20 protein-coding genes are annotated in these 24,491 nt (G+C 69.5%); 15 read left to right on the top strand and 5 right to left on the bottom strand.

Annotation, left to right across the window (positions count from 1 at the left end; genetic code table 11):
* Positions 1-465: 465 nt before the first annotated feature.
* A complete protein-coding gene (locus Pmi06nite_RS05470) occupies positions 466-819 on the bottom strand; it encodes a hypothetical protein (protein WP_203951704.1) in 354 nt (117 codons plus the stop codon).
* A 182-nt stretch (positions 820-1,001) separates the two neighbouring features.
* On the opposite strand from Pmi06nite_RS05470, the gene Pmi06nite_RS05465 reads away from it, so the two are divergent.
* From Pmi06nite_RS05465 to Pmi06nite_RS05440, 6 genes are all read left to right on the top strand, one after another.
* A complete protein-coding gene (locus Pmi06nite_RS05465) occupies positions 1,002-3,284 on the top strand; it encodes a TIM-barrel domain-containing protein (protein WP_203951703.1) in 2,283 nt (760 codons plus the stop codon).
* Between the two features lie 23 nt (positions 3,285-3,307).
* Positions 3,308-4,618 carry an ABC transporter substrate-binding protein gene (locus Pmi06nite_RS05460; protein ID WP_203951702.1) on the top strand — a complete coding sequence of 437 codons (1,311 nt, stop codon included), beginning with the start codon at positions 3,308-3,310 and terminating at the stop codon, positions 4,616-4,618.
* Positions 4,619-4,697: 79 nt separating this feature from the next.
* Positions 4,698-5,579, top strand: coding sequence for a carbohydrate ABC transporter permease (locus Pmi06nite_RS05455; RefSeq protein ID WP_203951701.1), 882 nt, complete (start codon positions 4,698-4,700; stop codon positions 5,577-5,579).
* Complete coding sequence (locus Pmi06nite_RS05450; protein WP_239113672.1) at positions 5,576-6,415, top strand: carbohydrate ABC transporter permease; 840 nt, start codon at positions 5,576-5,578, stop codon at positions 6,413-6,415. Before Pmi06nite_RS05455 ends, Pmi06nite_RS05450 begins: the two co-directional genes overlap by 4 nt.
* Positions 6,416-6,485: 70 nt before the next feature.
* A complete protein-coding gene (locus Pmi06nite_RS05445) occupies positions 6,486-9,440 on the top strand; it encodes a glycoside hydrolase family 3 protein (RefSeq protein ID WP_203951700.1) in 2,955 nt (984 codons plus the stop codon).
* A gap of 172 nt (positions 9,441-9,612) precedes the next feature.
* On the top strand, positions 9,613-9,867 hold the full coding sequence (locus Pmi06nite_RS05440) for a metallothionein (RefSeq protein ID WP_203951699.1): 255 nt from the start codon (positions 9,613-9,615) through the stop codon (positions 9,865-9,867).
* A gap of 8 nt (positions 9,868-9,875) precedes the next feature.
* Here Pmi06nite_RS05440 and Pmi06nite_RS05435 read toward each other — a convergent pair whose 3' ends face one another.
* Positions 9,876-10,223, bottom strand: coding sequence for a hypothetical protein (locus tag Pmi06nite_RS05435; RefSeq protein WP_203951698.1), 348 nt, complete (start codon positions 10,221-10,223; stop codon positions 9,876-9,878).
* Positions 10,224-10,481: 258 nt separating this feature from the next.
* On the opposite strand from Pmi06nite_RS05435, the gene sthA reads away from it, so the two are divergent.
* The 8 genes from sthA to Pmi06nite_RS05395 all read left to right on the top strand — a co-directional run bounded on the left by sthA (position 10,482) and on the right by Pmi06nite_RS05395 (position 20,322).
* Positions 10,482-11,885, top strand: coding sequence for a Si-specific NAD(P)(+) transhydrogenase (gene sthA, locus Pmi06nite_RS05430; RefSeq protein WP_203951697.1), 1,404 nt, complete (start codon positions 10,482-10,484; stop codon positions 11,883-11,885).
* 167 nt (positions 11,886-12,052) lie between these two features.
* Positions 12,053-13,264 carry an ROK family transcriptional regulator gene (locus Pmi06nite_RS05425; RefSeq protein ID WP_203951696.1) on the top strand — a complete coding sequence of 404 codons (1,212 nt, stop codon included), beginning with the start codon at positions 12,053-12,055 and terminating at the stop codon, positions 13,262-13,264.
* 258 nt (positions 13,265-13,522) lie between these two features.
* Complete coding sequence (locus Pmi06nite_RS05420; RefSeq protein WP_203951695.1) at positions 13,523-16,366, top strand: glycoside hydrolase family 3 protein; 2,844 nt, start codon at positions 13,523-13,525, stop codon at positions 16,364-16,366.
* Positions 16,363-17,373 (top strand): LacI family DNA-binding transcriptional regulator, encoded by a 1,011-nt coding sequence (locus Pmi06nite_RS05415; RefSeq protein ID WP_203951694.1) that lies wholly within the window; start codon positions 16,363-16,365, stop codon positions 17,371-17,373. The genes Pmi06nite_RS05420 and Pmi06nite_RS05415 overlap by 4 nt, the downstream gene beginning before the upstream one ends.
* Positions 17,370-18,653, top strand: a complete 1,284-nt coding sequence (locus tag Pmi06nite_RS05410) for a GH1 family beta-glucosidase (protein WP_203951693.1) — start codon at positions 17,370-17,372, stop codon at positions 18,651-18,653. The genes Pmi06nite_RS05415 and Pmi06nite_RS05410 overlap by 4 nt, the downstream gene beginning before the upstream one ends.
* A gap of 211 nt (positions 18,654-18,864) precedes the next feature.
* A complete protein-coding gene (locus Pmi06nite_RS05405; RefSeq protein ID WP_203951692.1) occupies positions 18,865-19,344 on the top strand; it encodes an SRPBCC family protein in 480 nt (159 codons plus the stop codon).
* 43 nt (positions 19,345-19,387) lie between these two features.
* Positions 19,388-20,041: a TetR/AcrR family transcriptional regulator gene (locus Pmi06nite_RS05400; RefSeq protein ID WP_203951691.1), complete on the top strand. Its 654-nt coding sequence runs from the start codon at positions 19,388-19,390 to the stop codon at positions 20,039-20,041.
* Complete coding sequence (locus tag Pmi06nite_RS05395) at positions 20,029-20,322, top strand: DUF6204 family protein (RefSeq protein WP_239113671.1); 294 nt, start codon at positions 20,029-20,031, stop codon at positions 20,320-20,322. Before Pmi06nite_RS05400 ends, Pmi06nite_RS05395 begins: the two co-directional genes overlap by 13 nt.
* A gap of 70 nt (positions 20,323-20,392) precedes the next feature.
* Here the strand turns inward: Pmi06nite_RS05395 and Pmi06nite_RS05390 are convergent, their stop codons facing one another.
* Together Pmi06nite_RS05390 and Pmi06nite_RS05385 are read right to left on the bottom strand one after the other, a co-directional pair.
* Entirely contained in the window at positions 20,393-21,529 is a 1,137-nt protein-coding gene (locus tag Pmi06nite_RS05390; protein ID WP_203951690.1) for a low temperature requirement protein A, read from the bottom strand.
* A gap of 46 nt (positions 21,530-21,575) precedes the next feature.
* Positions 21,576-22,565, bottom strand: coding sequence for an isopenicillin N synthase family dioxygenase (locus Pmi06nite_RS05385; protein ID WP_203951689.1), 990 nt, complete (start codon positions 22,563-22,565; stop codon positions 21,576-21,578).
* 105 nt (positions 22,566-22,670) lie between these two features.
* Here Pmi06nite_RS05385 and Pmi06nite_RS05380 point away from each other — a divergent pair, with 105 nt between their 5' ends.
* Positions 22,671-23,588, top strand: coding sequence for a DMT family transporter (locus Pmi06nite_RS05380; RefSeq protein WP_203951688.1), 918 nt, complete (start codon positions 22,671-22,673; stop codon positions 23,586-23,588).
* A gap of 18 nt (positions 23,589-23,606) precedes the next feature.
* Here Pmi06nite_RS05380 and Pmi06nite_RS05375 read toward each other — a convergent pair whose 3' ends face one another.
* Positions 23,607-24,422 (bottom strand): DoxX family membrane protein, encoded by an 816-nt coding sequence (locus Pmi06nite_RS05375; RefSeq protein WP_203951687.1) that lies wholly within the window; start codon positions 24,420-24,422, stop codon positions 23,607-23,609.
* Between the last annotated feature and the right edge of the window lie 69 nt (positions 24,423-24,491).

Genomic DNA, 24,491 nt, shown 5'->3' with positions numbered 1-24,491 from the left:
CGCCTTCGGGGAGTGTCCGCTCACCTGCGGCAAGGCCTGTCGTGATCATGCGCAGATTCGTGCGCCTGCCGGATGACCTGGCCGAGCCTCATCCGTGATCATGCACGGAATGCCTCGCCAGCCGTACGGCACGAGCCGAAACGGGCGCCGACCCCCGGCGTGATCGGTGCGGGTCGCCCCCCGTGACCCTTGCGTGCATGATCACCACCGGTGTACGGCCAGGTCGGGGCGTGTTCTTCTGAATGTTCGCATGATCGCCAGATGTGAATGCGCTGGTCAGAGGCCCTTCTTGCGAGGGTATGCGTGATCACGGAAGGCGTCTGGGCAGGTCGGGCGGGCTGCTGCCGAATGTGCGCATGATCACGGTGGGGGTTTGGGCAGGTCGGGTGGGCTGCTGCCGAATGTGCGCATGATCACGGTGGGGGTTTGGTCACGGCGGGGGTTTGGTCACGGCGGGGGGGTGGGTCAGGGCTCGGGGGAGGCTTCCCATTCGTGGCAGGGGCGCAGCGCGTAGTGGTGGTAGATGATGATGCAGACCGCCAGGCGGGGGTCTCCCTCCGGGTCATCGTCGTCCGCCTGCTCCAGGCCGTCCGCCCGATCCCAGTCGAGGTAGGTGGCGTCCACGGGGTCCTCCCCGTCCAGAAGTCCCCGGCCGTCGGAGTCGGTCAGGTCGTCCGGGTCGACGACGCCGTCGAGGTCCGGGTCCTCCAGTAGGTCCGCCGCGCTCACGATCTGCCCCGCCGGGCCGCAGATGCAGTCCGGCGTGCCCTCATGGCTGATGACGTCGTCGAGCGGCATCACGTGAACGAACTTGTTCATGCCCCCTCCTGGCCCTCAATTGCCGGTCACATTACCTAAAACAGGCATAAAGCGGAACAAAATGGGCGAAAGTTGTACCAAAGCTCCTGTCGCGACGTGGAGCCCCGGTAGGCCGTTGACGTTTGTTCGGATGGACGGCAAACTAACTCCAAAGTCTTCGCATCAACGTTGGAGTGTCGCAAATGCCGTACCGCCCTCCCCTGATCGCGCGCGAGTACTTCGTGGCGGACCCGCCCGAGCTTCCCGTGCGGGAGCCGGGGGAGACGGGCCTGTCGGCGGTGAAGCGGGCGGAGGTCGTGTCCTCGGACGGAGACGGCGTCATCCTCAAGGGCGCCACCTCGGCGGACGAGACACTGGTCGTGCAGGTCACGGTGGCGGGGGAGGGCGTCATCCGGGTCAGGCTCGGTGCCGAGGCCGACGCCCGCAGTCGCGCCGCCCAGGTGACCACCATGGTCACCCCCGGCCGGTACGGCGAAGCGGTCGTGGAGGCGGGGCACAGCCGGGTGATCGTCGACGCGGGCTCGCTCCGGGCGGAGATCAGGCTCGATCCGTGGAACATGCGCTTCACCGACCGCGCCGGCCGGACCCTGGTCGAGCAGGACCCGGGAGTCCCGGACATCAGCGGCAGGCTCCGCACGCTGCCCTTCGGCCGGTCGAGCGTCGACGGCGTCCCCGTGGCCTACCACGAGACGTTCGTCGCCCCGGCGGACGAGGCGTTCGGCGGCTTCGGCGAGTCGTTCACGCCCGTGAACAAGCGCGGGCAGCGGCCGCTGATGTGGAACTTCGACGCCTTCGGCGCGGAGTCGCAGCGCGCGTACAAGAACGTGCCGTTCTACCTGTCCAGCAGGGGATACGGCCTCCTGGTCGACAGCGGATCACCGGTGGAGTTCGACGTCTGCCAGTCCACGCACAGCGACGTGCAGATCATCGTGCCGGACGACCTGATCGACTACTACGTGATCGCGGGACCGGCCCCCGCGGACGTGCTCGCCCGGTTCGGGCGGCTCACCGGAAAGCCCGAACTGCCGCCGAAGTGGGCGTTCGGCACGTGGATCTCCTCGGGGTTCTTCCGGGACAGCCAGGAGCGCGTGCTGGAACGGGCCGGAAAGATCAGGGATAGGGGCATCCCCTGTGACGTCCTCCACCTCGACACCTACTGGCAGGTCGGCGACCACTGGTCGGACATGCGGTGGGACCCCGAGACCTTCCCCGACCCCGTGGGGATGCTGACCACTCTCAAGGAGCAGGGCTTCAAGGTCTGCCTCTGGATGAATCCGTATATTTCACATCTCAGCCCGGCCTTTCCGGAGGCGGCTGAGAACGGATATCTCCTCAGGAGGCAGGATGGCGAGGTCTACGTGGCCGACTCCTGGCACGGCTCCCATCCGGCCTGCGGCATCGTCGACTTCACGAACCCCGCGGCCGTCGGCTGGTTCAAGGGACTGCTCCGCGACCGCCTGCACGAGGGCGTCTCGGTCTTCAAGACCGACTTCGCCGAGGGCGTCCCGGCCGACGCGGTGGCCTTCAACGGGATGACGGGCACCGACCTGCACAACGTCTACGCGCTGCTGTTCAACGACGCCGTCTCCGAGGTCACCCGTGAGGTCGCCGGTCACGGCATGGTCTGGGCGCGCTCGTCCTACCTGGGCGGCCAGCGGCACGCCGCGCAGTGGAGCGGCGACGTCGACGCCACCTACCCCGCGATGGGCAGCACGATCAGGGGCGGTCTGTCGCACGGCCTGTCGGGCATCCCGTTCTGGACCCACGACGCGGGCGGTTTCACCGGGACGCCCACGCCCGACCTCTACATCCGCTGGTCGCAGTTCAGCGCGCTCTCCCCGCTCGTCCGCTTCCACGGCACCACCAGCCGCGAGCCGTGGCAGTTCCCCGCACACGCCGAGCGGGGGGCCGTCGAGGCGATCCGGCTGCGCTACCGGCTCATGCCGTACATCTACTCCGCGGCGGTCACGGCGGCCGAGACGGGGGCGCCGATGATGCGGGCGCTCTGCGTCGACTACCCGGACGACCCCGTCGCGTGGCACGCCGACCTCGAGTACCTCCTCGGGACCGACCTGCTCGTGGCCCCCATGATCTCGGCCGACGGAACCCGGAAGGTCTACCTGCCTGCGGGGGTGTGGGTGGACTGGTGGACCGGGGAGGCGTTGGACGGAGGTCGTCACATCACGGTCTCGCCGCCGCTGGACCAGATCCCCCTGTTCGTACGGCACGGCGCGCTCATCCCGGTGACCGAGCCGGGCGACACGGTGGGCGAGGACGCACCGGTCACCCTGGTCGCCTTCGGCGTTCCCGAGAGCGGGAGCCGTACGACCATCAGGGACCCGGCCGGCGACACCGCGGTCACGGCCGTGCGCGACGGCGAGCGCCTGGTCGTCACGGTCGACGGTCCCCAGCGGATCTCTGGCGTCGAGTTCACGGGCCCCGGCGCACCGGTCATCATCAACTAGCACAAACCCCCTGGAGAATGACCATGTTGAAGATAGGCAGGACGGCCGCGGCGGCTGTGCTGGCCGCCTCCGCGCTGGTGCTCGCCGCGTGCGGCGGGTCGGGCGACCCGGGCGGCGGCTCCTCGTCGGGCCCGCGAACCCTCACGCTCTGGCACTACGAGGGCGCCGACAGCGCCATGGGCAAGGCCTGGGCGCAGGCGATCAAGGAGTTCGAGACGAGCCACCCCGGCGTCACGGTGAAGTTCGAGGAGAAGGGCTTCGAGCAGATCCAGAAGACCGCGGGCATGGTCCTCAACTCCGACGAGGCGCCCGACGTCATGGAGTACAACAAGGGCAACGCGACGGCCGGCCTGCTGTCCAAGCAGGGGCTGCTGACCGACCTGTCCGACGAGGCCGCCAAGCGCGGCTGGGACAAGCTGCTCAGCCCGTCACTCCAGACCACGGCCCGCTACGACGACCGCGGCATCATGGGCTCCGGCAAGTGGTTCGGCATCCCCAACTACGCCGAATACGTGATGGTCTATTACAACAAGGACGCCTTCAAGAAGCAGGGCATCGAGGTTCCCACGACCTTCGACGAGTTCACCACCGCGCTGGACAAGTTCGCCAAGGCCGGCATCACGCCGATCGCCACCGGCGGCGCGGAGTACCCGGCTCAGCAGATCATGTACCTGCTCGCGCTGAGCAAGGCCAACCGGGCCTGGGTCGACGGCTTCCAGCAGTACAAGGGCAAGGTCGACTTCCACGGGCCCGAGTTCACCTACGGCGCGCAGACGTTCGCCGACTGGGTGAAGAAGGGGTACATCAGCAAGGACTCGGCCGGGATCAAGGCCGAGGACATGGGCGTCTCCTTCATCGGCGGCAAGTTCCCGATCATGATCTCGGGTAGCTGGTGGTACGGCAGGTTCCAGGAGCAGATCAAGGACTTCGACTGGGGTTCGTTCCTGTGGCCGGGCGGCACGATGGCGCCCGGGTCGAGCGGCAACCTGTGGGTCGTCCCCGAGAAGGCCAAGAACAAGGACCTCGCCTACGACTTCATCGACATCACGATGAAGAAGGACATCCAGAACCTGCTGGGGAACTCGGGCGGCCTGCCCGTCGCCGCCGACCCGGGCGCGATCACCGACCCCAAGAGCAAGGAACTGGTGGAGAACTTCAACAAGCTCTCCGCCCAGGACGGCCTGGCCTTCTACCCCGACTGGCCGGCCCCCGGCTACTACGACGTGCTCGTCGCGGGCGTGCAGGAGCTGATCAACGGCAGCAAGACTCCCGAGCAGGTGCTCGACGAGATCGCCGGGCCGTACGACGACAACCTCGCCGACATCGGGAACTGACCTCCCGACGCGAACGCAAGGCTCCCGGCGGCAGGGGTGACCGGCTCCCGCCGCCGGGCATATTCCGAAAGGTCTGCTCATGGCGCCATCCCCGGTGCGTCCCCGAGGGCGAGGCGGCTACTGGCTCTTCCTGATCCCCAGTTTCGTGCTCTTCACCGTGGTCATCGTCGTGCCGTTCGTCATGAACGTGGCGACGAGCTTCACCCGCTGGTCCGGGGTCGGCACTCCCACCTGGATCGGGCTCGACAACTACACGAAGCTGTTCAAGGACGAGCGGTTCTGGACGTCGTTCGAGCACAACGCCGCCCTGATCGTCGCCATGGCCGTCGTGCCGACCGTGATCGGGCTCGTGCTCTCCGCGGCCCTGTTCGACTACATCGGCAAGAAGTTCGGCTCACGCACGGCCTCCGCCCTGCGTGCGGCGTACTACCTGCCGCAGGTGCTGCCCGTCGCCGTGGCGGGCGTGGTGTGGAACTGGATGTTGCACCCGTCGTACGGCGCCGTCAACGCGATCTTCGGGACGAAGGTCAACTGGCTGGGAGACCCCGACCTCGCCCTCGCCACGGTCATGGCGATCATGGTGTGGTTCCAGCTCGGCTACCCGGTCGTCATCTTCATGGCGGGCCTCCAGCGGGCCGACCCCGCGCTGCACGAGGCCGCCGAGATCGACGGCGCCTCGTGGTGGCGCCGGTTCTGGCACATCACGATCCCGCAGATCAGGCCGGAGATCTTCGTCGTGCTTCTCACCTGCACGATCGCCGCCCTGAAGGTGTTCGGGCCGATCTTCGTGCTCACCCGGGGCGGGCCGGGCAACGCGACGATGGTGCCCTCGTACTTCTCGTATCTGAACTTCTTCGAGAAGGCCAACGTCGGGTACGGCTCGGCCATCGCGACCGTCCTCGCCTTGATCATCGTCGTCGTGACCTTCCTCTTCCTGCGCGTCCAGGAGCGTGACTCATGAGCGCAGAACGCCCGGTCCGCGCCCCCGGGAGATGGGCGGTGCTGGCGGCCCTCGCGTTGCTGGCCGTCGTGATGCTGTCCCCGTTCCTGATCGTCACGCTCAACGCGTTCAAGTCGCCCGCGGAATACTCCTCAGGCGGGCCGCTGAGCCTGCCCAAGGGGCTCTACCTCGACGGGATCATCGACTTCTGGAACCGGGTCGACTTCGGCGAGAAGCTCTGGAACAGCCTCCTCATCAGCGGCGCCGTCGCGATCGGCGCGGTGGTGCTGTCCGTGCTCAACGCGTACGCGCTGGGGATCGGCAGGGTGCGGGGCCGGTTGTGGATCCTGGTGCTGTTCCTCGTCGCCAACACGCTGCCGCAGGAGTCGCTCGTCTACCCGCTCTACTACCTGTCGAAGCAAGTGGGGCTGTACGACTCCAAGCTGGCCGTGATCCTGATCTTCACCGTCATCCAGGCGGCGTTCGGGACCTATCTGCTCTCGTCGGTGCTCGGGCAGTTCCCCCGCGAGATCCTCGAAGCGGCCTCGATCGACGGGGCGGGCAAGTGGCGGGCCCTGTCGCGGATCGTCGTCCCGATCAGCCGCCCGACGTTGTCGGTACTGCTGATCTTCTTCTTCATCTGGACGTGGAACGAGTTCTTCCTGCCGCTGATCTTCCTGATCTCCAACGACAACCAGACCGTGCCGGTCGCCCTCGGCGTCCTGCAGGGGGAGAAGATGATGGACGCCACCATGTCGAGCGCCTCGGCGCTGCTCGGCATCGTGCCGGCCGTCGCCTTCTTCCTCATCTTCCAGCGCACGCTGACCAGGGGAGTCACGGTCGGCGCCATCAAGTGAGGACTCGGCTCCCTTTCGTCTTCCCCGGACCCCAGTGAACTCCATGCCCCCCACCTGACCTGGAGGCACCATGTCCCTGCGACGTCCGTTATGGGTGGCCGCCGTCATCGGCCTGCTGATGACGCTCCTGGTGGCCCCGGCCGCCGGGGCCGCGCAGGATCCGCCCTTCCGCGATCCCGCCCTCCCGCTCGGCCAGCGGATCGACGACCTGCTCGGCCGGCTCACGCTTGACGAGAAGATCTCCTGGCTGCACCAGTACCAGCCCGCGGTCCCGCGCCTCGGCATCGGGCTGTTCAAGACCGGCACCGAGGCCCTCCACGGCGTCGCCTGGTCCACCGACATCGACCACGGCGGCGCGGTCGTCACGGCCGACGGGACCGTCTTCCCGCAGTCCGTCGGCCTCGCCAGCACCTGGGACACCGACCTGATCGAGCAGGTCGGCGCCGCCGTCGGCGACGAGGCCCGCGGCTTCAACAGCCGCAACCCCCGCGTCTGGGGCCTGAACCTGTGGGCGCCCGTCGTCAACCTGCTGCGCGATCCGCGCTGGGGCCGCAACGAGGAGGGCTACTCCGAGGACCCGACGCTGACCGGCGCCATGTCCATCGCGTACGGCTCGGGCATCCAGGGCGACGACCCCGACCACCTGAGGGCCGCGCCGACGCTCAAGCACTACCTGGCCAACAACAACGAGGTCCGCCGGGACACCACGTCGTCCGGGCTTCCGCCACGGGTCGAGCAGGAGTACGACCAGGCCGCGTTCAAGCCCGCCGTCGCGGCGGACGCCGCCACCGGCGTCATGGCCTCCTACAACCTGGTCAACGGGCGGCCCGCCACCGTCAACCCCGACCTGGACGATGTCGTGCGGTCGTGGACGGACAGGGACCTGCTCAACGTCACCGACGCCGGCGCCCCCAACAACCTCGTCGGCTCGCAGGCCTACTACCCGACCCTCGCCGAGGCGGACGCGGCCACGCTCAAGGCCGGCGTCGACAGTTTCACCACCGACGACACCAACGCGGCTCCCACCACCGGGGCGATCAAGGCCGCCCTGGCGCAGGGGCTGATCACCGAGTCGGACGTCGACACCGCCGTCCGGCACATCCTGTCCATCCGCTTCCGGCTCGGCGAGTTCGATCCGGACGGAGGTCCGTACGGAAGGATCGGCCAGGAGGTCATCGACAGCCCCGAGCACCGCCGGCTGGCCCGTCAGACGGCCGCCGAGGCCATGGTGCTGCTCAAGAACTCGAGCCGGGCCCTCCCACTGAACCCGGCGGCCAGGAAGGTGGCCGTGATCGGCCCGCTGAGCCAGACTCTGTACACCGACTGGTATTCCGGCGGCCTGCCGTACAAGGTGACCCCGCTCGACGGGATCAGGGAGCGCCTCGGCGGCGGCGCCGTCACCGGAACCGAGGGCGCCGACCGCATCGCCCTGAAGGACGTCGCGACCGGGAAGTACATCACCGCCGGCGCCGGGGAGGCGGGCGCCGTCCTCAAGGAGAGCGCGACCACCGCGGGCGACACCGAGAAGTTCGACGTGTTCGACTGGGGCCAGGGCGTCGTGACGCTGCGCAGCGCGGCCAACGGCAAGTACGCCGGGTACAACTGGTCGAACTTCGTCAACGACCAGGCCCAGCCGAACGGCTGGTTCGTGCAGCAGCAGTTCAAGCTGGAAAAGCAGGCCGACGGCGCCTACCTGCTCCGGTACGCCGGCTATGAGACCGCCGAGAGCTGGTTCGGGCCGAACACCTACATCAAGGCGGGCGGCGACGGGACCCTCGTGCTCACCACCGCCGACCAGGCGTCCAGGTTCGCCAAGGAGACGGTCGCCAGTGGCGTGGACGCGGCCGCGGCGGCGGCCAAGGGCGCGGACGTCGCGGTCGTCGTCGTCGGCAGCATGCCGTTCATCAACGGCCGCGAGGCGCACGACCGAACGGACCTGAACCTCGCCGAGGGCCAGGAGGCCCTGGTCAAGGCGGTCAGGAAGGCCAACCCGAACACCGTGGTGGTGCTGGAGAACAGCTATCCGGCGACGATCGACTGGGAGCAGGCGAACGTCCCGGCGATCCTGTGGACCACGCACGCCGGCGCCGAGACCGGGCACGCCCTCGCGGACGTGCTGTTCGGCGACGTCAATCCCGCGGGACGCCTGACGCAGACCTGGCCCAAGGCGGTGGGCGACCTCCCGGGGATCCTCGACTACGACATCATCAAGAGCGGAGCGACCTACCAGTACTCGAAGGACAGGCCTCTCTACGCGTTCGGGCACGGACTCAGCTACACGACCTTCGGATACCAGGGCCTGAAGCTGAACTCGAACGCCGTGCGGCCGGACGGCACGGTCGAGGCGACGGTCAAGGTCACCAACACCGGCAGGGCCGCGGGTGACGAGGTGGTCCAGCTTTACACCCACCAGCGGTCCTCGCGGGTGGAGCAGCCGGTCAAGCGGCTTCGCGCGTTCGAACGGGTCCACCTCGAGCGCGGGCAGACCAAGACGGTGACGTTGTCCTTCAAGGTCGCCGACCTGGCCATCTGGGACGTCACCCGGAACAGGTGGGTCGTCGAGGCCTCCGGCCACGACGTCATGGTGGGCGGCTCCTCCGACGGAATCAGGCAGCGGACGACGCTGAACGTGAAGGGGGAGACGATCCCGCCCCGTGACCTGACCCGGTCGACCAGGGCCGTCGACTTCGACGACTACTCCGGCGTCGACCTGGTCGACGAGACGAAGGAGCGCGGTGACGCCGTCGCCGCGTCGAGCGGAGAGTGGATCGTGTTCGAGGACGCCGATCTCAGGAAGCCGGCGCGCATCACCGCCGGAGTCTCCTCGGTGAGCGGCGGCTCGTTCGAACTGCGCCTGGGCTCGCCCACGGGCAGGCTCCTCGCCACCGTCCCCGTCGCCGCCACGGGGGACGTCCGCACCTGGGGGACGGCCAACGCCCCGATCGGCCCCGCCGAGGGAGTCAAGGACCTCTACCTCGTCTTCACCGGCGACCTGCGGATCAAGGATTTCGTCCTCAACCGGTGACCGGCCGCTGATGGCAGCCGGTTCCGGGCGCCGCGTGCCACTGGGGGGCGCGGCGCCCGGGGCCGGTGATGAAAGTCCTGGTCAGTGGGTTGTTATGCGCGGTACATCGCGGTTCGCCGGTGTGGCCGGAGGGGTATGCCGGACTCGATATCGGCTAACCCGGGGGTGAACCATGGCGACCTGCGAGGTCTGCGGCAACGATTACGACATGGCTTTCGAGGTGCACGCGCAAGGGGCGGTGCACACCTTCGACAGTTTCGAGTGCGCGATAACCCGGATGGCGCCCGTCTGCGAGCACTGCTCGTGTCGCATCGTCGGTCACGGCGTGGCGGTGGACGGGCAGTTCTACTGCTGCGCCCACTGCGCGCGCGAGGCCGGCGCGACGATGGTCGCCGACCGTGAGACCGCTCCCGGCGGGCGGCGGTAGTCCCGGGGTCAGGACTCGAAGGCGATCAGACGGATGATCACATAACCCTCGCCGTCGGGGACGGGAGGGAACGTGGTGCCGGGCACGGCGTCGAACACGCTCGGACGCTCTGCCCGGGTCACCACGCCGAACATGTCGCCGGGCAGTGTCATGCCGAACACGTGCGCCCGCTTGGCCGCCGCGTAGAAGCTGCCGCCCGCCTCGAGGTCCGCGGCGACCGCCGCCGCGGCCCGGTGGTCGACGAGCCGCAGGAACGCGACACGCGCCTTGTCCGGCTTCGCTGTCTGTGCGCTGAGATAGTCCTCGATCTCCCAGATGAGAAGCTCGCTGAGATACCGAGAGGTGTCCTTCCACATAGTCAGCAGAGTGCCTTGTCCCGCTTGCGCATGAGTTGCACTTGAATTGCCTCGTCCATCCTCGGACTTGTGCAGCGCCCCGCCGCTCCCGCCTCGACCGGCGGTCACCGGGCGTCGATCCCCGGTCCGTCGCCACGTCCGCCCTGTCATCTGCGGCGGTGTGAACAATGCGCGAAATGCGGATCAACATGCCACGTCGGAGGCGGTGAAACGCGGAGAAGTCTTTGCGGCGCCATCGTGGAGCCTCAAACTAACGATGTGACCGACTTTGACGTACTTGTCCTTGGCTCCGGGCCAGGTGGGCAGAAGGCAGCGATCGCCGCGGCGAAGCTGGAACGACGGGTTGCCATCGTCGAGCGCCGCGACATGATCGGCGGGGTCTGCATCAATACGGGGACCATCCCCTCCAAGACGCTCCGCGAGGCGGTGCTGTACCTGACGGGTCTGACCCAGCGGGACATGTACGGCCAGAGCTACCGGCTGAAGGAGGACATCACCGTCACCGACCTGACCGTGCGGACGCGGCACGTCGTGGGCCGTGAGGTCGACGTGATCCGCAACCAGCTCGCCCGCAACCGCGTGACGGTCCTGACCGGGTCGGGTCACTTCGTGGATCCGCACACCGTGGCCGTGGTGGACGAGCGCGGCAACGAGATGAAGGTCACCGCCGACAAGATCATCGTCGCCACCGGGACCAGGCCCGCGCGGCCGGCCAGCGTGCAGTTCGACGATCAGACGATCATCGACTCGGACGGCATCCTGCAGATGGACCGCGTGCCCGACTCCATGGTGGTCGTCGGCGCCGGAGTCATCGGCATCGAGTACGCCTCGATGTTCGCCGCCCTCGGCACGAAGGTCACCGTGGTGGAGCGGCGCGAACGGATGCTGGACTTCTGCGACCTCGAAGTGGTCGAGGCGCTCAAATACCACCTGCGCGACCTCGCGGTCACGTTCCGGTTCGGCGAGACGGTCGCGGCGGTGGAGAAGCACCCGCGCGGCGCGCTCACCATCTTGGAGAGCGGCAAGAAGATCCCGGCGTCCACGGTCATGTACTCGGCGGGCCGCCAGGGGATGACCGAGAACCTCGTCCTGTCGGCGGCCGGGCTCGCCGCCGACGACCGCGGCCGGATCACGGTCGACGAGTTCTACCGCACCTCGGTCCCGCACATCTACGCCGTCGGCGACGTCATCGGGTTCCCCTCGCTCGCGGCGACGTCGATGGAGCAGGGCAGGCTGGCGGCCTACCACGCCTGCGACGAGCCCGTGAGCGGGATGAACCAGCTCCAGCCGATCGGGATCTACACCATCCCCGAGATCAGTTTCATCGGGAAGACCGAGGACGAGCTGACCGACTCCCTCATCCCGTTCGAGGTGGGCGTCTCCCGCTACCGCGAACTCGCGCGCGGCCAGATCATCGGCGACACCTACGGCATGCTGAAGCTGCTGGTCTCCCCGGAGGACCGGTCGCTGCTCGGCGTCCACGTGTTCGGCACCGGGGCGACCGAGCTCATCCACATCGGCCAGGCGGTCATGGGCTGCGGGGGGACCATCGACTACCTGGTGGACGCCGTCTTCAACTACCCGACCCTGGCCGAGTCGTACAAGGTGGCCGCGCTCGACGCCGTCAACAAGCTCCGGAGGGTGGCCCGGATCACCGACTGACCAGGGTCCCCGTGCTCTGGCCCGAAACGCCACTCCCCATCCCGCGCTCCCGTTAGTTAGTATTAAGGTCAAACAAAATGGGGAACGCCGTGCCTGTGGAGAGGCAGGGCATGCCGTGCCGCCCGCCCATGCGGCATGATGAGCCGGAGCACGAACGGGGCTGACTTTTGATCACATCGCACAACGGGCCTCAGCCTGCCGACTTCACCGACGTCCGGGCGACCAACCTGGCGGTCGTGTTGCGGTTCGTGCGGGAGAGCGCCCCCTGCTCGCGTGCGGACATCGCCGCGTCGACCGGCCTCAACAAGGCGACGGTGTCCAGCCTGGTGGCCGACCTGATCGACCGCAGGCTGCTGCGTGAGACCGGCCTGACCGAGAACCGGGTCGGCCGCCCCGCCACGATGCTCGTGCTGGACGGCTCGCCGTACGCCGCGATCGGCATCGAGGTCAACGTCGACTACATCACGGCCGTCGCGGTCGACCTCAAGGGCGAGGAACTGCTGAACTGGCGGCGCGCCTTCCCCGGAGGGACGTCGAGCGCCGGCCAGGCGGTCGCCGCGGTGGCCGCCATCGCCAGGCGCGCGGTGAGCCGGATGACGAAGGAGGCCCGGCAGGTGCTCGGCCTCACCGTGGCGGTCCCCGGCCTGGTCGACGTGAACGGCTCGGTCCGCATCGCGCCCAACCTGGGCTGGCACGACGCCGACCTGGGCGGCGATCTCGCGAAGGCCCTGCGTGATCCCGGCTTCCCCGTTCTGGTGGACAACGACGCGAACCTCGCGGCCCTGGCCGAGTGCCGGTTCGGCCCGCACGGCGACGTCGGGGACCTCGTGTACGTCACCGGAGAGGTCGGGGTCGGCGCCGGCGTCGTCATGGACGGCAGGCTGCGGCGCGGAGGCCACGGCTACAGCGGCGAGATCGGCCACATCGAGATCGACCCCGCAGGACCCGAGTGCCGCTGCGGTCGCCGGGGCTGCCTGGAGGCGGTGGCGGGCATCGGCGCGATCCTCGCCCACACGGCGCCCGGCGCCCCGCCGGCCGAGTTGGAGGCGGAACTCGACGAGGTCGTCCGGCGGGCAGGCAAGAACGACCCGGAGGTGCTCGCGCTGCTGGAGGCCGTCGGCAGGGGACTCGGCAAGGGCGTGGCGATCGTGGCCAACCTGCTCAACCCCGAGGTCGTCGTCCTCGGCGGCTACTACGTCCCGCTCGGGCCGTGGCTGCTCGGGCCCGCGCAGGACGAGATGCTCCGTCGTTCGCTCGCCCCCGCCGCGGGTGGCTGCCGGCTGGTCGTCTCCACGCTCGGGCATCGTGCGGCGGCCCTGGGCGCCGCGGCCCGCGTGCTCGACTCGGTCGACTCCGGGCGTCTTCCGCCGCGCCCCTGACCGGGGAAGCCCCGGGCGGCCCGTGATGCGGGCCGTCGAGGCGCGGTCTTGGGTCTTGACCGGAAGCCAATGAACCGGCAGTCTTCCGGATAAGTCCGGAATTAACACATCAGAAACTTCAGGGAATCCTTTTCGAAGCGCTTCGACTCCGGCTTGGCGCTTCAGCGAACCGAACACGGTCGGTCGAAAGCACAGGCGCCTCAGGGCGCGTTTTTCCGGCTGGTCGTCGAAGCGCTTCGACAGGAAGGTCGGATCCTGATGAACGAACCGGTCACCGCCTCCGGTCCGGCGGCTGACGATGAGGCGCCCAGCCGTGACGCCCACCCGTTCAGGGACCCCGCGCTGCCCGTCGGGGAGCGCGTGGGCGACCTGCTCGGACGGCTCACCCCCGAGGAGAGGCTCGGCCTGCTGCACCAGTACCAGGCCCCGGTCGACCGGCTCGGCCTGCGGGCGTTCCGCACCGGCACCGAGGCGCTGCACGGCCTGGCGTGGCTCGGCCCGGCCACCGTGTTCCCGCAGGCCGTCGGGCTGGCGAGCACGTGGAACCCCGACCTGGTCACGCAGGTGGGAGCGGCCACGGGTGACGAGGTGCTGGCCTTCCACCACAAGGATCCCGGCGGGGCGGGCCGCAACGTCTGGGCGCCCGTGGTGAACCCCCTCAGGGATCCGCGCTGGGGCCGCAACGAGGAGGGGTACTCGGAGGACCCCTGGCTCACCGGGGTGATGGGCACGGCCTACGCCCGCGGCCTGCGCGGCGACCACGACGTGTTGAAGACGGCCCCCACGCTCAAGCACTTCCTCGCCTACAACAACGAGACCGACCGCTACGTGACGTCGAGCAGCGTGCCGCCCCGTGTGTTGCACGAGTACGAGCTCAGGGCCTTCAGACCGGCGATCGAGTCGGGGGCCGCGGTCGCCGTCATGCCGTCCTACAACCTGGTCAACGGGCGCCCCGCCCACCTGTCGCCGCTCATCGGCGCCGAGTTGCGGACCTGGACGGACGACGACGTGCTGGTCGTCAGCGACGCCCACGCGCCGGCGAACCTCGTGGGCCCGCAGAACTACCACCACGACCTGCCCGAGGCGTACGCGCACGCCGTCAAGGCGGGGCTGGACAGCTTCACCCAGGACGACGCCGACGCGGCCGCGACACTCGGTCACATCAGGACCGCGCTGGACCGCGGGCTGCTGAGTGAGCGTGACATCGACGCCGCGGCGCGGCGAGTGCTCGCCGTCCGGGTCCGCCTGGGCGAGTTCGACCCGGCCACGCCGTACGACGGGATCACGCAGGACGTGGTCAACGGACCCGGGCATCGCGCGCTCGCGCGGGAGGCCGCCCGGCAGTCGATCACGTTGCTGAAGAACGACGGCATCCTGCCTCTCGCCGCGCCGAAGACGGTCGCCGTGATCGGCCCGCTCTCCGACGTCCTGCTGGAGGACTGGTACAGCGGCACGCTGCCCTACCAGGTCACGGCGCGTACGGCCCTCGGCGGACGATGCCGGACCGTGTACTGCGAGGGCGTCGACCGGGTCGCGCTGCGCGCCGCCGACGGCTACCTCCAGGCGACCGACGACCCGGCCGGCGGTCCGCTGAGCGTCGGGCCGGTCAGGTCGGCGTTCGACGTGTTCGACTGGGGCGGCGGCGCGTACGCCTTCCGGGCGGCGGCGAACGGGCGGCACGTTTCGGCGGGCGACGACGGCGTCCTCGTCAACGACCAGCCGGGGCCGAGCGGCTGGGAGGTGCGCCAGACCTTCCGGATGGAGGACCGGCCCGGCGGGATGGTCCTGCGGAACATCTCCACCGGTCACTACGTCTCGGTCGCCGGCGGCGTCGCCACCGTCGCCGAGGACCCCGAGGCGGCGACCGTGTTCGCGGTCGAGCTGATCGAGAGCGGCGCCGTCCGGGCCGCGGAGGCGGCCGCGGCGGCCGACGTGGCGGTGGTCGTCGTCGGCGACCACCCCCTGGTCAACGGCCGCGAGACCGAGGACAGGACCGACCTGCGCCTGCCGCGGCAGCAGGAGTCGATGGTCAGGGCGGTCCACGCGGCCAACCCCTCGACCGTCCTCGTCGTCTCCAGCGGCTACCCGTTCGCGGTCACCTGGGCCGACGAGCACGTGCCCGCGATCGTCTGGTCGTCGCACGGCGGGCAGGAGTACGGCAACGCGCTGGCCGATGTGCTGTTCGGCGACGAGGATCCGGGCGGCCGTCTCACCCAGACCTGGTACCGGTCGGCCGTCGACCTTCCCGACCTGCTCGACTACGACATCATCGGGACGGACTCCACCTATCTCTACTTCCTGGGCACGCCGCTCTACCCGTTCGGCCACGGTCTCAGCTACGCCCGCTTCGCCTACTCCGACCTGGTCCTGTCCGCCCCTGAGGTCGGGCCGGCCGAGACGCTGACGGTCCGCGTGACCGTCACCAACACGGGCGGCCGGGCGGGGGAGGAGGTCGTGCAGGTCTACACCCACCAGCGGCGCTCCCGCGTCAAGCAGCCTCTTCGCCAGCTCCGGGGTTTCCGCAAGGTACGGCTCGGGCCGGGCGAGAGCCGTACGGTCGCGGTGGACGTCCCGGTGGCCGACCTCGCGTTCTGGGACGTGACGCGCGGCCGGTTCGTCGTGGAGGACGCGCCGCACAAGGTGCTGGTGGGCCGCTCGTCGCGGGACGTCGAGCTGAGCGCGTCGTTCACCGTGAAGGGGGAGCGGATCCCCCCGCGCGAGGTGGTCGGCCGTTCGATCGAGGCCGCCGACCACGACGAGTACGACGGGATCGTGTTGTGCGACGCCGCGCCCGAGGCCGGTGACGCCGTCCGGTCCGCCGAGCCGGGCGCCTGGATCGTGTTCCGCGACGCGGATCTCACCGGTGTGCCGTCCCGTTGCGCGCTCGCCGCCGCCGGCGCCCAGGGCGGAATTCTGACGCTTCGTCTCGACGACCCCCTCTCCGGGGACGTGATCGGAACCGTCGCGGTGCCGCCCACTCCGACCAGGCACGACTTCGCCGGGCTCGGCACCCCTCTGGCGGGAGCCGCCGGAGTGCGCGATCTTTATGTCGTGTTCGAGAACGAGGGCCTTGTGGTGAGCGCGCTGGAGTTCCGCCCGTGAGCCCGCCCAGAACGGCGACCATCGCCGACGTCGCCAAGCACGCCGGGGTCGCGGTCAGCACCGTGTCGTACGTGCTGAGCGGCAAGCGGGCCATCTCGGCGAGCACCCGGCAGCGGGTGCTCGACAGCGTCCGGGCGCTGGGCTACCACCCGAACGCGGGCGCGCGCGCCCTCGCCAGCAAGCGGGCCAAGGTGATCGCGCTCGTGCTGCCGCTGCGCGCCGGCATGAACCTGCCGGTGCTGATGCAGTTCGCGACCTCGGTCGTGACCACCGCGCGGCAGTACGACCACGACGTGCTGCTGATGACGGCCGACGAGGGTCCTGACGGGCTGCGCAGGGTGGCGGCGAGCGCGCTGGTGGACGGCCTGCTGCTGATGGACGTGGAGATGCACGACCCGCGGGTGCCGCTGCTCCGCCAACTCGGCGAGCCGAGCGTGCTCATCGGCTTCCCCGCGGACAGGGAAGGGCTGACCTGCGTCGACCTCGACTTCGCCCGGGCCGGGGCCCTGTGCGCCGACCACCTCGCCGAGCGCGGCCATCGGGAGATCGCCCTGCTCGGCGCCCCGGGCGTGGTCTACGAGCGCGGCACCGGCTTCGCCGAGCGCACGCTGGCCGGTTTCGCCGAGGCGGCGGAGAGGCACGGCGTCAGCGCGCTCACCCGGCCCTGTGAGGAGTCCTTCGACGAGGTCTGCTCGGCCGTGCGCGATCTGATCGACGAGCATCCCGGCGTGTCCGGACTGGTGGTGCACAATGAGGCCGCGGTCGGGCACGTGCTCGGCGCGTTGCGCGTCCTCGGCAAGCGGGTGCCCGAGGACGTGTCGGTCGTGGCGATCTGCCCGGACGACGTGGCCGAGCGTGCCAGCCCGGCGCTGACCTCCGTGCTCGTCCCCGCCGAGGACGTCGGCCGGCAGGCCGTCAGACTGCTCATGGCCAAGCTGGACGACCACCCCGTACCGCAGTCGACCCTTCTCGAACCCCGCCTGACCATACGTGAGAGCACTAAATGACGACATTTCCTGATGGCTTCCTCTGGGGCGCGGCCACCGCCTCCTACCAGATCGAGGGAGCCGTCCATGCCGACGGCCGCGTGCCCTCGATCTGGGACACCTTCTCCCACACCCCCGGCAAGGTCCGCCTCGGGCACACCGGCGACGTGGCGTGCGACCACTACCACCGGTACGTCGAAGACGTCGAGACGATGTCGTGGCTCGGCCTGCAGGCGTACCGCTTCTCGGTCGCCTGGCCGCGACTTGCCGACCTCGGCTTCTACGACCGGCTTGTGGACGCGCTGCTCGACAAGGGCATCGCGCCGGTGGCCACCCTCTACCACTGGGACCTGCCCCAGAGCCTTCAGGACAAGGGCGGCTGGACCGACAGGGACACGGCGTACCGGTTCGCCGACTACGCGACGCGCGTCCACGACCTGCTGGGCGACCGCGTCCGCACGTGGACCACGCTGAACGAACCGTGGGTGTCGGCGTTCGTCGGTCACGGCTCCGGCCGGCACGCGCCGGGCGTGTCCGATCCCGCCGCGGCCTTCACCGCCGCCCACCACCTAATGCTGGCGCACGGCCTCGGCGTCCAGGCCCTCCGGGCGGCGGGGGCGGAGTCGATCTCGCTGACCCTGAACCTGACGCCCATCCTCGGCGACCCCGGACCGGCCCGCCTCGTCGACGGCCTCGCGAACCGGATCTTCCTCGATCCCGTGCTGCGTGGCGCGTACCCCGATGACGTCCTCGAGCACCTGTCGCGCTACACCGAGGTGAACCTGGACGACCTGGCGACCATCGCCGAGCCCATCGACGTGCTCGGGGTGAACTACTACACGGTCAACCGGGTGGTGGCCGACCCCGCGGCGGAGGGCTCCCCGGAGCATCCCGGCACTCAGGGGATCGCGTGGGCGCAGCCCCACGGCGCGCTCACCGAGATGGGCTGGGAGGTCATCCCCTCGGGGCTCGAGGACCTGCTCGTACGGCTCTCGCAGGACTACCCGGGCGTCCCGTTGATGATCACGGAGAACGGCGTGGCCGTACCGGACGGAGTGGCCGACCCCGAGCGGATCGCCTACCTCGACGGGCACGTGCGCGCGGTGCACGCCGCCATCGGCAAGGGGGTCGACCTGCGCGGCTACTTCGTGTGGTCCCTGCTCGACAACTTCGAGTGGGCGAGGGGATACGACAAGAGGTTCGGACTGGTCCGGGTCGACTACGACACCCTGGAGCGCACGCCCAGGGACAGCGCCCGCTGGTACCGCGACGTGATCGCGCGCAACGGCCTGCCGGCCTAGAGGGCCGCGGCCCGGCGGAACATCGGACGGCCACCGCGTGATCATTCTGAAGATCGCGCGGTGGCCGCGGAGCATACCCACCGGATTCGGGAGGATCTTGACCGTCATATATATGTCGTGTAATTTAATGACACGACATAGAACTTCTGGTGTCGCGCCGGGTGCAGCAGATCCGGCGCGACGCGCCCAGGAATCACCGAAGGAGCGAACGATGATCACAGGCCTTCTCGGATCCTCGCGGAGGGAAAAGGGCGTGAGGTTCGCCAACGCCGTACGCATCGAGCGTCCGGCCGGCACGGTCTTCGACTATCTGGCCGATCTGCGAAATCTTCCCGCCTGGAACTACGCGATTCGTGAGACCCGGCCGGTCACGCCGGGACCGGCCGGTCTCGGGTCGGTTTACGAGCAGCTCCGCAGCCTTCCCCGGGTCATGCGGGAACGACTCGAGATCGTCGAGTACGAGCGCGACCGCCGTCTCGTGATCGAAGGCGGCTTCGGCCCGTTCCAGGGGCGTGCGATCTACGACCTCGAGGGGTCCGCCACCGCGACGCACCTGGTCAACCGGTTCGAGCTCGAAGCCGGGGCCCTGAACGTGGTGAGCGGCCTGGCGGCCCGCGGCATGGCCGGCGCCGTCGCACGGAATCTCCAGGTTCTGAAGGACATCCTCGAGGCGCACGCGTCGCACAAATAATGCGGTCGACTCCAAATATGGAGTTCGGTTAAAATTCTCCTTCATGACCGAAGGGCTACGGGAACGCAAGAAACGCGAGACCAGGCGGCGCATCTCGGATACGGCCATCGGGCTGTTCGTCGAGCGGGGCTTCGAGCACGTCACGATCGCCGAGGTCGCCGCCGCAGCCGGAGTGTCGGCCAACACCGTCTACAACTACTTCGAGACCAAGGAGAACCTCGTCCTACCGCCCGACGAGGCGTCCCCCCAGCGACTCGCCGACATGGTGCGCGACCGCAGGCCCGGCGAAGCCGCCGTACCGGCCGTGCTGCGAACCCTGCGCGGCGAGGTGCGCCGCCGTGACCGCAGGATCGGCCTGACCGACGGGTTCGGCCGCGTCTTCGTGATGATGCGGGCCGCGCCCACGCTGACCGCCCGGCTTGAGGACCTCGGCCGGCAGATGACCGACACACTCGCCGCCGTACTCGCCGGAGAGACCGGCGCCTCCCCTGCCGACCCGCTGCCCCGCGTGGTGGCCTGGCAGGTCGGCGCCCTGCATGAACTCGTCTACACCGAGATCGGCAGGCGCACGGCCACCGGAGAAGACCCCGCCACCATCGCCGCGGCCGTCCTCGCCATCCTCGACACCGCCGAGGACCTGCTCGGCGGCCGCATCCTCACCTTCGCCACAAGACAGGAATCGCAGTGTTCAGAGTGATCATCTCCGGCCGATTCCGCGATCTCGACGAGTCCGGCCGCGCGGCCGTGCTCGCCGCGTCCGGGCTCGCCTTCAGCGAGCAGGGCGCCTTCACCCACGACGGCACCCTGTCAGCGTTCACCTTCCGCTGCCAGGTGCCCGCCAAGCCGGACGACAGCGAGCAGGACGCCACCCGGCGGGCCCTCGCGGCACTCGACGCCTACGGCCAGCAGTACGACGTACTGCGCGTCGCGGCGACCGACATGCGCAACATCAAGATCCGCAGACGTCCCGAACGATGATCCACTCAAAGGAGGTGGCATACGCGTCCACGACGGCCGCCACACCGCCTGCCTGACCTCACTGGATCCGTTAGAGGGAGCGTTCGGCGAAGAGCGTCACGACGAGGAGCGCGACCAGCGCTCCGAGGTGCGCGGTCGACGACCACAGCCCGATGGGGAAGCTCGCCGCGGCCAGCAGCGCGGCGAGGGGCCGCGCCGGACCGCGGCCGAGCCCGAGCAGGCGCCGGAACCACACGTTGCCGGCGATGAACAGGGCGACGCCGGCCGCCAGCGCGACGGCCGGCCCGAGGTCGAGATGGTCGTGCCCGATGGCCTTCTTGATCCCGGCGGCCGTGGCCACGACGCCGAGCAGCAGGGGGACGTGGGCGTAGAAGTAGGCCCCGAGGATGTGCCGGGTGCGGCGCACGACCTCCATCCCCAGCAGGGACCGCATCGGGGCCTCCTCGTCCCCGCCGAAGTACACCCACCACAGGGCGGCCGTGAGCGCGAGCCCGAGCAGGGCCGCGATGACCAGCCCCGCGCTCGGGTGCGCGCCGCTCGCGCCGATGCCGATGGCCACGATCGACTCGCCGAGCACGATGATGACGAGCAGCCCGTGCCGTTCGACGATGTGCGCCGGGTGGAGCGCGAAGCCCCGCTGGCCGATGAAGTACGGGCTGGTCCACACCAGGACGAGCGCGGCGGCCCAGAGCACGTAGTTCCACGGCGCCGACGCGAAGGCGGCGCCGAAGATGAGCGCGGTCGCTCCGAGGTTGAACGGCAGCAGCCTGAATACGGCGCTGGACGCCTGCAGGTAGAGCCCGCCGTGGACCAGAACGATGACGAGATAGCCGATCGCGAAGGTCACGCCGCCGCCGTCGAAGGCGCTCGGGACCGCCAGCGCCATGATCAGGAATCCGGCCATGCCGCACAGGATGAGGACCCGCCGGGCCGGCCTCTCCGGGGGGACGGCGTTCGTCAGCCAGGCGTAGCCGGCGTACATCCACCACAGGACGCCGAAGATGAGCAGCGTCTGGACGGCGCCCTGGCCGGTGAAGTGGTGCGCTCCCGGCGCCCTTTCCGTGAAGTCGCCGACGACCAGCGTGGTCAGCTGGGTGACGGTGAAGACGAAGACGAGGTCGAAGAAGAGCTCGATCGTCGAGACGCGGAGCTCGTTCTCGGGGGAGGTGGGTTCCACCTTTTCCGCGAACCAGGTGGGCAGGCGCATGCGGACATTGTGCGGCTTTCTTGATTACAAGATTGCACCGCTTAGATCACGTCTGGTCGAGAACCTCGTCCCGCAGTTGGGGGAAGACCTTCGAGACCTTGCCGAGCAGGTAGTCGCCGTACGTGCCGGTGAAGGCGCGCAGGTCCTGGCCGTCCCATCGGGGGCGTCCGCCGTCGGCCTGCGGCAGCGAGGGCAGCGGCGGCACCTCGCAGTCCCAGCCGGGATCGAAGAAGAACGGGAACGACAGGCGCTCCCGCCCGCTGAGGTTGCGCACGCGGTGCGGCGTCGACCGGTAGTGGCCGCCGGTCAGGCGGTCCAGCATGTCGCCGATGTTGCAGACGAACGTGCCGGGAATGGGCGGGGCCTCGATCCAGCCCCGGGAGGTGTGGACCTGGAGTCCGCCGTTGCCGTCCTGCAGCAGCAGCGTCAGCAGTCCGTAGTCGGTGTGCTCGCCCACCCCCCAGTCGTCGGAGTCCGGCGGCGACGGCGGGTAGTGGAACATCCGGAAGAGCACGGTCGGCGCCGCCGTGTAGCCGGAGGAGAAGTAGTCCTCGTCGAGCCCGAGGCTCAGGGCGATCCCGCGCATGACCGCCTGGCCGACGTCGGTGAGCATGCCGAGGTAGCGCAGCACCGTGTCCCGCAACTCCGGCACCTCGGCGGGGAAGAGGTTGCGGCCGTACAGCGGACGCTGCTCGTCGTCGGTCGCCTCGGTGCCGAAGTAGACGCCCTCCTTGAGGTCGGGACGCCCGGAGGTGAGCTCGCCGCCGACGGGGAAGAAGCCGCGCCAGGCCCGGCCGCCCCTGTTCATGGAGATCTCCATCTTGCGCTCGAGGGGGAGCGCGAAGAAGCGCCGCGCGGCGGCGTCCAGTCCGGCCACGAGTTCCGGCGGCACACCGTGCCCGCTGATGTAGAAGAACCCGCTGTCCCGGCAGGCCGCCTCGATCTCACGTGCGACGGCCGCACGATCCTCGGATGAGGCCGGGCCGACGAGGGCGCTCACGTTGATGATCGGCAAGGGTCCCGATGCGCTCGACATTCTCCTATCCCAACACATGGTCCGAAAATCGCTCGAACTAAGGTGCCATAGGGCATTACGCTCCTTACCGGCACGAGATCGTCTTGCGAGCAGAGGACTGCACACATGCGCCGGTGGGTTCCCTTCTTCATCCTGCTGGCCGCCATCTGGGGCAACAGTTTCTTCTTCATCAAAGTCGCCGTGGGCAGCCTCCATCCGCTCCAGATCTCGTTCGGGCGGATGGCGATCGCGTCGGTGACCCTGCTGGTCGTGCTGTTCGCCGGCGGGAGGCGCCTGCCGAGGGATCCCAAGCTGTGGGGTCACTTCGCCGTCGCCTCGATCGTGCTCACCACCTTGCCGTTCACCCTCTTCGGGTACGGCGAGCAGCACGTGTCCTCGGTGGTGGCCGCGATCTGGAACGCCACGACGCCCCTGTGCACGCTCCTGTTCGCCCTGCTCCTCAGGAGCGAGAAGGCGACCGCCGCCAGGATCACCGGGCTCGGCGTCGGCTTCGCCGGGGTGATGGTGGTCCTGGGCGTCTGGGAGCCCGTTTCCGGCGGTGAGCTGACCGGCAGCCTCGCCTGCATGGCGGCCGCCGCCTGTTACGGCATCGGCGGCGCCTATCTGGGCCGATTCATCACGCATCGCGGCGAGGAGCCGATGGTGCTGGCCACCACCCAGATCCTCGTGGGAACGGTCGAACTCGCCGTCATCACGCCCCTCGCGGGCGTGCCGCTCGTCAACCTCGATGTCCCTGGGGAGGTGTGGGGCAGCCTGCTCGCGCTCGGTGCGCTCGGCACCGGCATCGCCTATCTGCTTCTCTACCGCGTCCAGCGGATCGCGGGCGTCACGACCACCTCGACCGTGACATACCTTCTGCCGGTGTTCGCGACCGTCTCCGGCGTGACGATCCTCGACGAGCGGCTCACCTGGCACCAGCCGGTCGGCGCCGTCGTCGTGCTCGTCGGGATCGCGGTGATCCAGGGCGCCATCCCGCTCCGCCGCCGGGCTGCCCGCCCGGTGGCCGCGGTGGCCGCCGAGTAGCGACCGGCGTCCGGCCCCTCAGTCCTGCTTGCCGGTGCGCCGGCCGGCGACCAGGGTGTCGCCCGACTTCGGTGAGGGGGCCTCGCTGCGGCTCTCGGTCGTCTCGTCGGGCCGCTTGGGACGGCGGAGTCTCGGCTTAGGCACGGTGTTCTCCACCGCCTCCTTGGCGTCCGCGCTTCCCGTGTTCCCGGCCGTTCCGGTCTGCGACGGCGTCTCCGGATCGCGGAGCGACGAGGTGCCGGAGGCCGTCCCCTTCGTGGCCGAGCCCTTCTCGGCGGGCGCCTTCGCAGCGGGCGACGGCGTGGCGGCGCCCGGCGTTCCCGCCCCGCCTTCGCCCGGCCGGGTGTCGCCGGGCCGGGGCTCGCGCAGCGCGGCGATGACGGCGTCGGCCTCGGCGTCCGCGGCGAAGTCGTCGGCCGCCTCCGCCTCACGCCGTTTGATCACGACCATGTGATCGACGGACACACGTCCCGCGCCGACCACCGCGAGCAGCACGGACGCGGCTCCCAGCGCGACGATCAACTCGATGCTCCCGCCGGTGAGCGGCAGGCCGGTGTCCCCGGCCGTGAGGACGAAGACGGCGAGGGCCTCGGCGAACAGCACGAGCCCGATGGCCGGCACGGCCAGGCCCGCGATGAGCAGCGTGCCGCCGATCAGTTCGATCAGCATGGTGGCCGCGGCCCAGACGTCGGGCGCGGGGGCGCCCAGCTCACCGAACTGCGCACCGGTCGCGGTGAGGCCGGCTTCGAGCTTGTGCCAGCCGTTGGCGAAGAAGATTCCGCCGACGCCCATGCGGGCCGCCAGCGATGCGAGATCTTGGAGGGTTTTCTTCACGGCTCCTCATTCTGGAGGGCTGGGGGTGGCTTGCCCAGACAATCTCCCCATAACCCCTGCCCTCATGCG

It is taken from the genome of Planotetraspora mira (genome assembly GCF_016863275.1).
Taxonomy (GTDB): Bacteria; Actinomycetota; Actinomycetes; order Streptosporangiales; family Streptosporangiaceae; genus Planotetraspora; species Planotetraspora mira.
This window is presented reverse-complemented; position numbering and strand designations above follow the sequence as displayed.

Bases quoted from the DNA above. Each gene is read 5' to 3' on its own strand.
- Pmi06nite_RS05435 (WP_203951698.1), bottom strand. From the start codon at position 10,223: ATGTGGAAGGACACCTCTCGGTATCTCAGCGAGCTTCTCATCTGGGAG.
- Pmi06nite_RS05380 (WP_203951688.1), top strand. From the start codon at position 22,671: ATGCGCCGGTGGGTTCCCTTCTTCATCCTGCTGGCCGCCATCTGGGGC.
- Pmi06nite_RS05455 (WP_203951701.1), top strand. From the start codon at position 4,698: ATGGCGCCATCCCCGGTGCGTCCCCGAGGGCGAGGCGGCTACTGGCTC.
- Pmi06nite_RS05420 (WP_203951695.1), top strand. From the start codon at position 13,523: ATGAACGAACCGGTCACCGCCTCCGGTCCGGCGGCTGACGATGAGGCG.
- Pmi06nite_RS05390 (WP_203951690.1), bottom strand. From the start codon at position 21,529: ATGCGCCTGCCCACCTGGTTCGCGGAAAAGGTGGAACCCACCTCCCCC.
- Pmi06nite_RS05470 (WP_203951704.1), bottom strand. From the start codon at position 819: ATGAACAAGTTCGTTCACGTGATGCCGCTCGACGACGTCATCAGCCAT.
- Pmi06nite_RS05440 (WP_203951699.1), top strand. From the start codon at position 9,613: ATGGCGACCTGCGAGGTCTGCGGCAACGATTACGACATGGCTTTCGAG.
- Pmi06nite_RS05460 (WP_203951702.1), top strand. From the start codon at position 3,308: ATGTTGAAGATAGGCAGGACGGCCGCGGCGGCTGTGCTGGCCGCCTCC.
- Pmi06nite_RS05410 (WP_203951693.1), top strand. From the start codon at position 17,370: ATGACGACATTTCCTGATGGCTTCCTCTGGGGCGCGGCCACCGCCTCC.
- Pmi06nite_RS05405 (WP_203951692.1), top strand. From the start codon at position 18,865: ATGATCACAGGCCTTCTCGGATCCTCGCGGAGGGAAAAGGGCGTGAGG.
- Pmi06nite_RS05400 (WP_203951691.1), top strand. From the start codon at position 19,388: ATGACCGAAGGGCTACGGGAACGCAAGAAACGCGAGACCAGGCGGCGC.
- Pmi06nite_RS05450 (WP_239113672.1), top strand. From the start codon at position 5,576: ATGAGCGCAGAACGCCCGGTCCGCGCCCCCGGGAGATGGGCGGTGCTG.
- Pmi06nite_RS05465 (WP_203951703.1), top strand. From the start codon at position 1,002: ATGCCGTACCGCCCTCCCCTGATCGCGCGCGAGTACTTCGTGGCGGAC.
- Pmi06nite_RS05445 (WP_203951700.1), top strand. From the start codon at position 6,486: ATGTCCCTGCGACGTCCGTTATGGGTGGCCGCCGTCATCGGCCTGCTG.
- Pmi06nite_RS05385 (WP_203951689.1), bottom strand. From the start codon at position 22,565: ATGTCGAGCGCATCGGGACCCTTGCCGATCATCAACGTGAGCGCCCTC.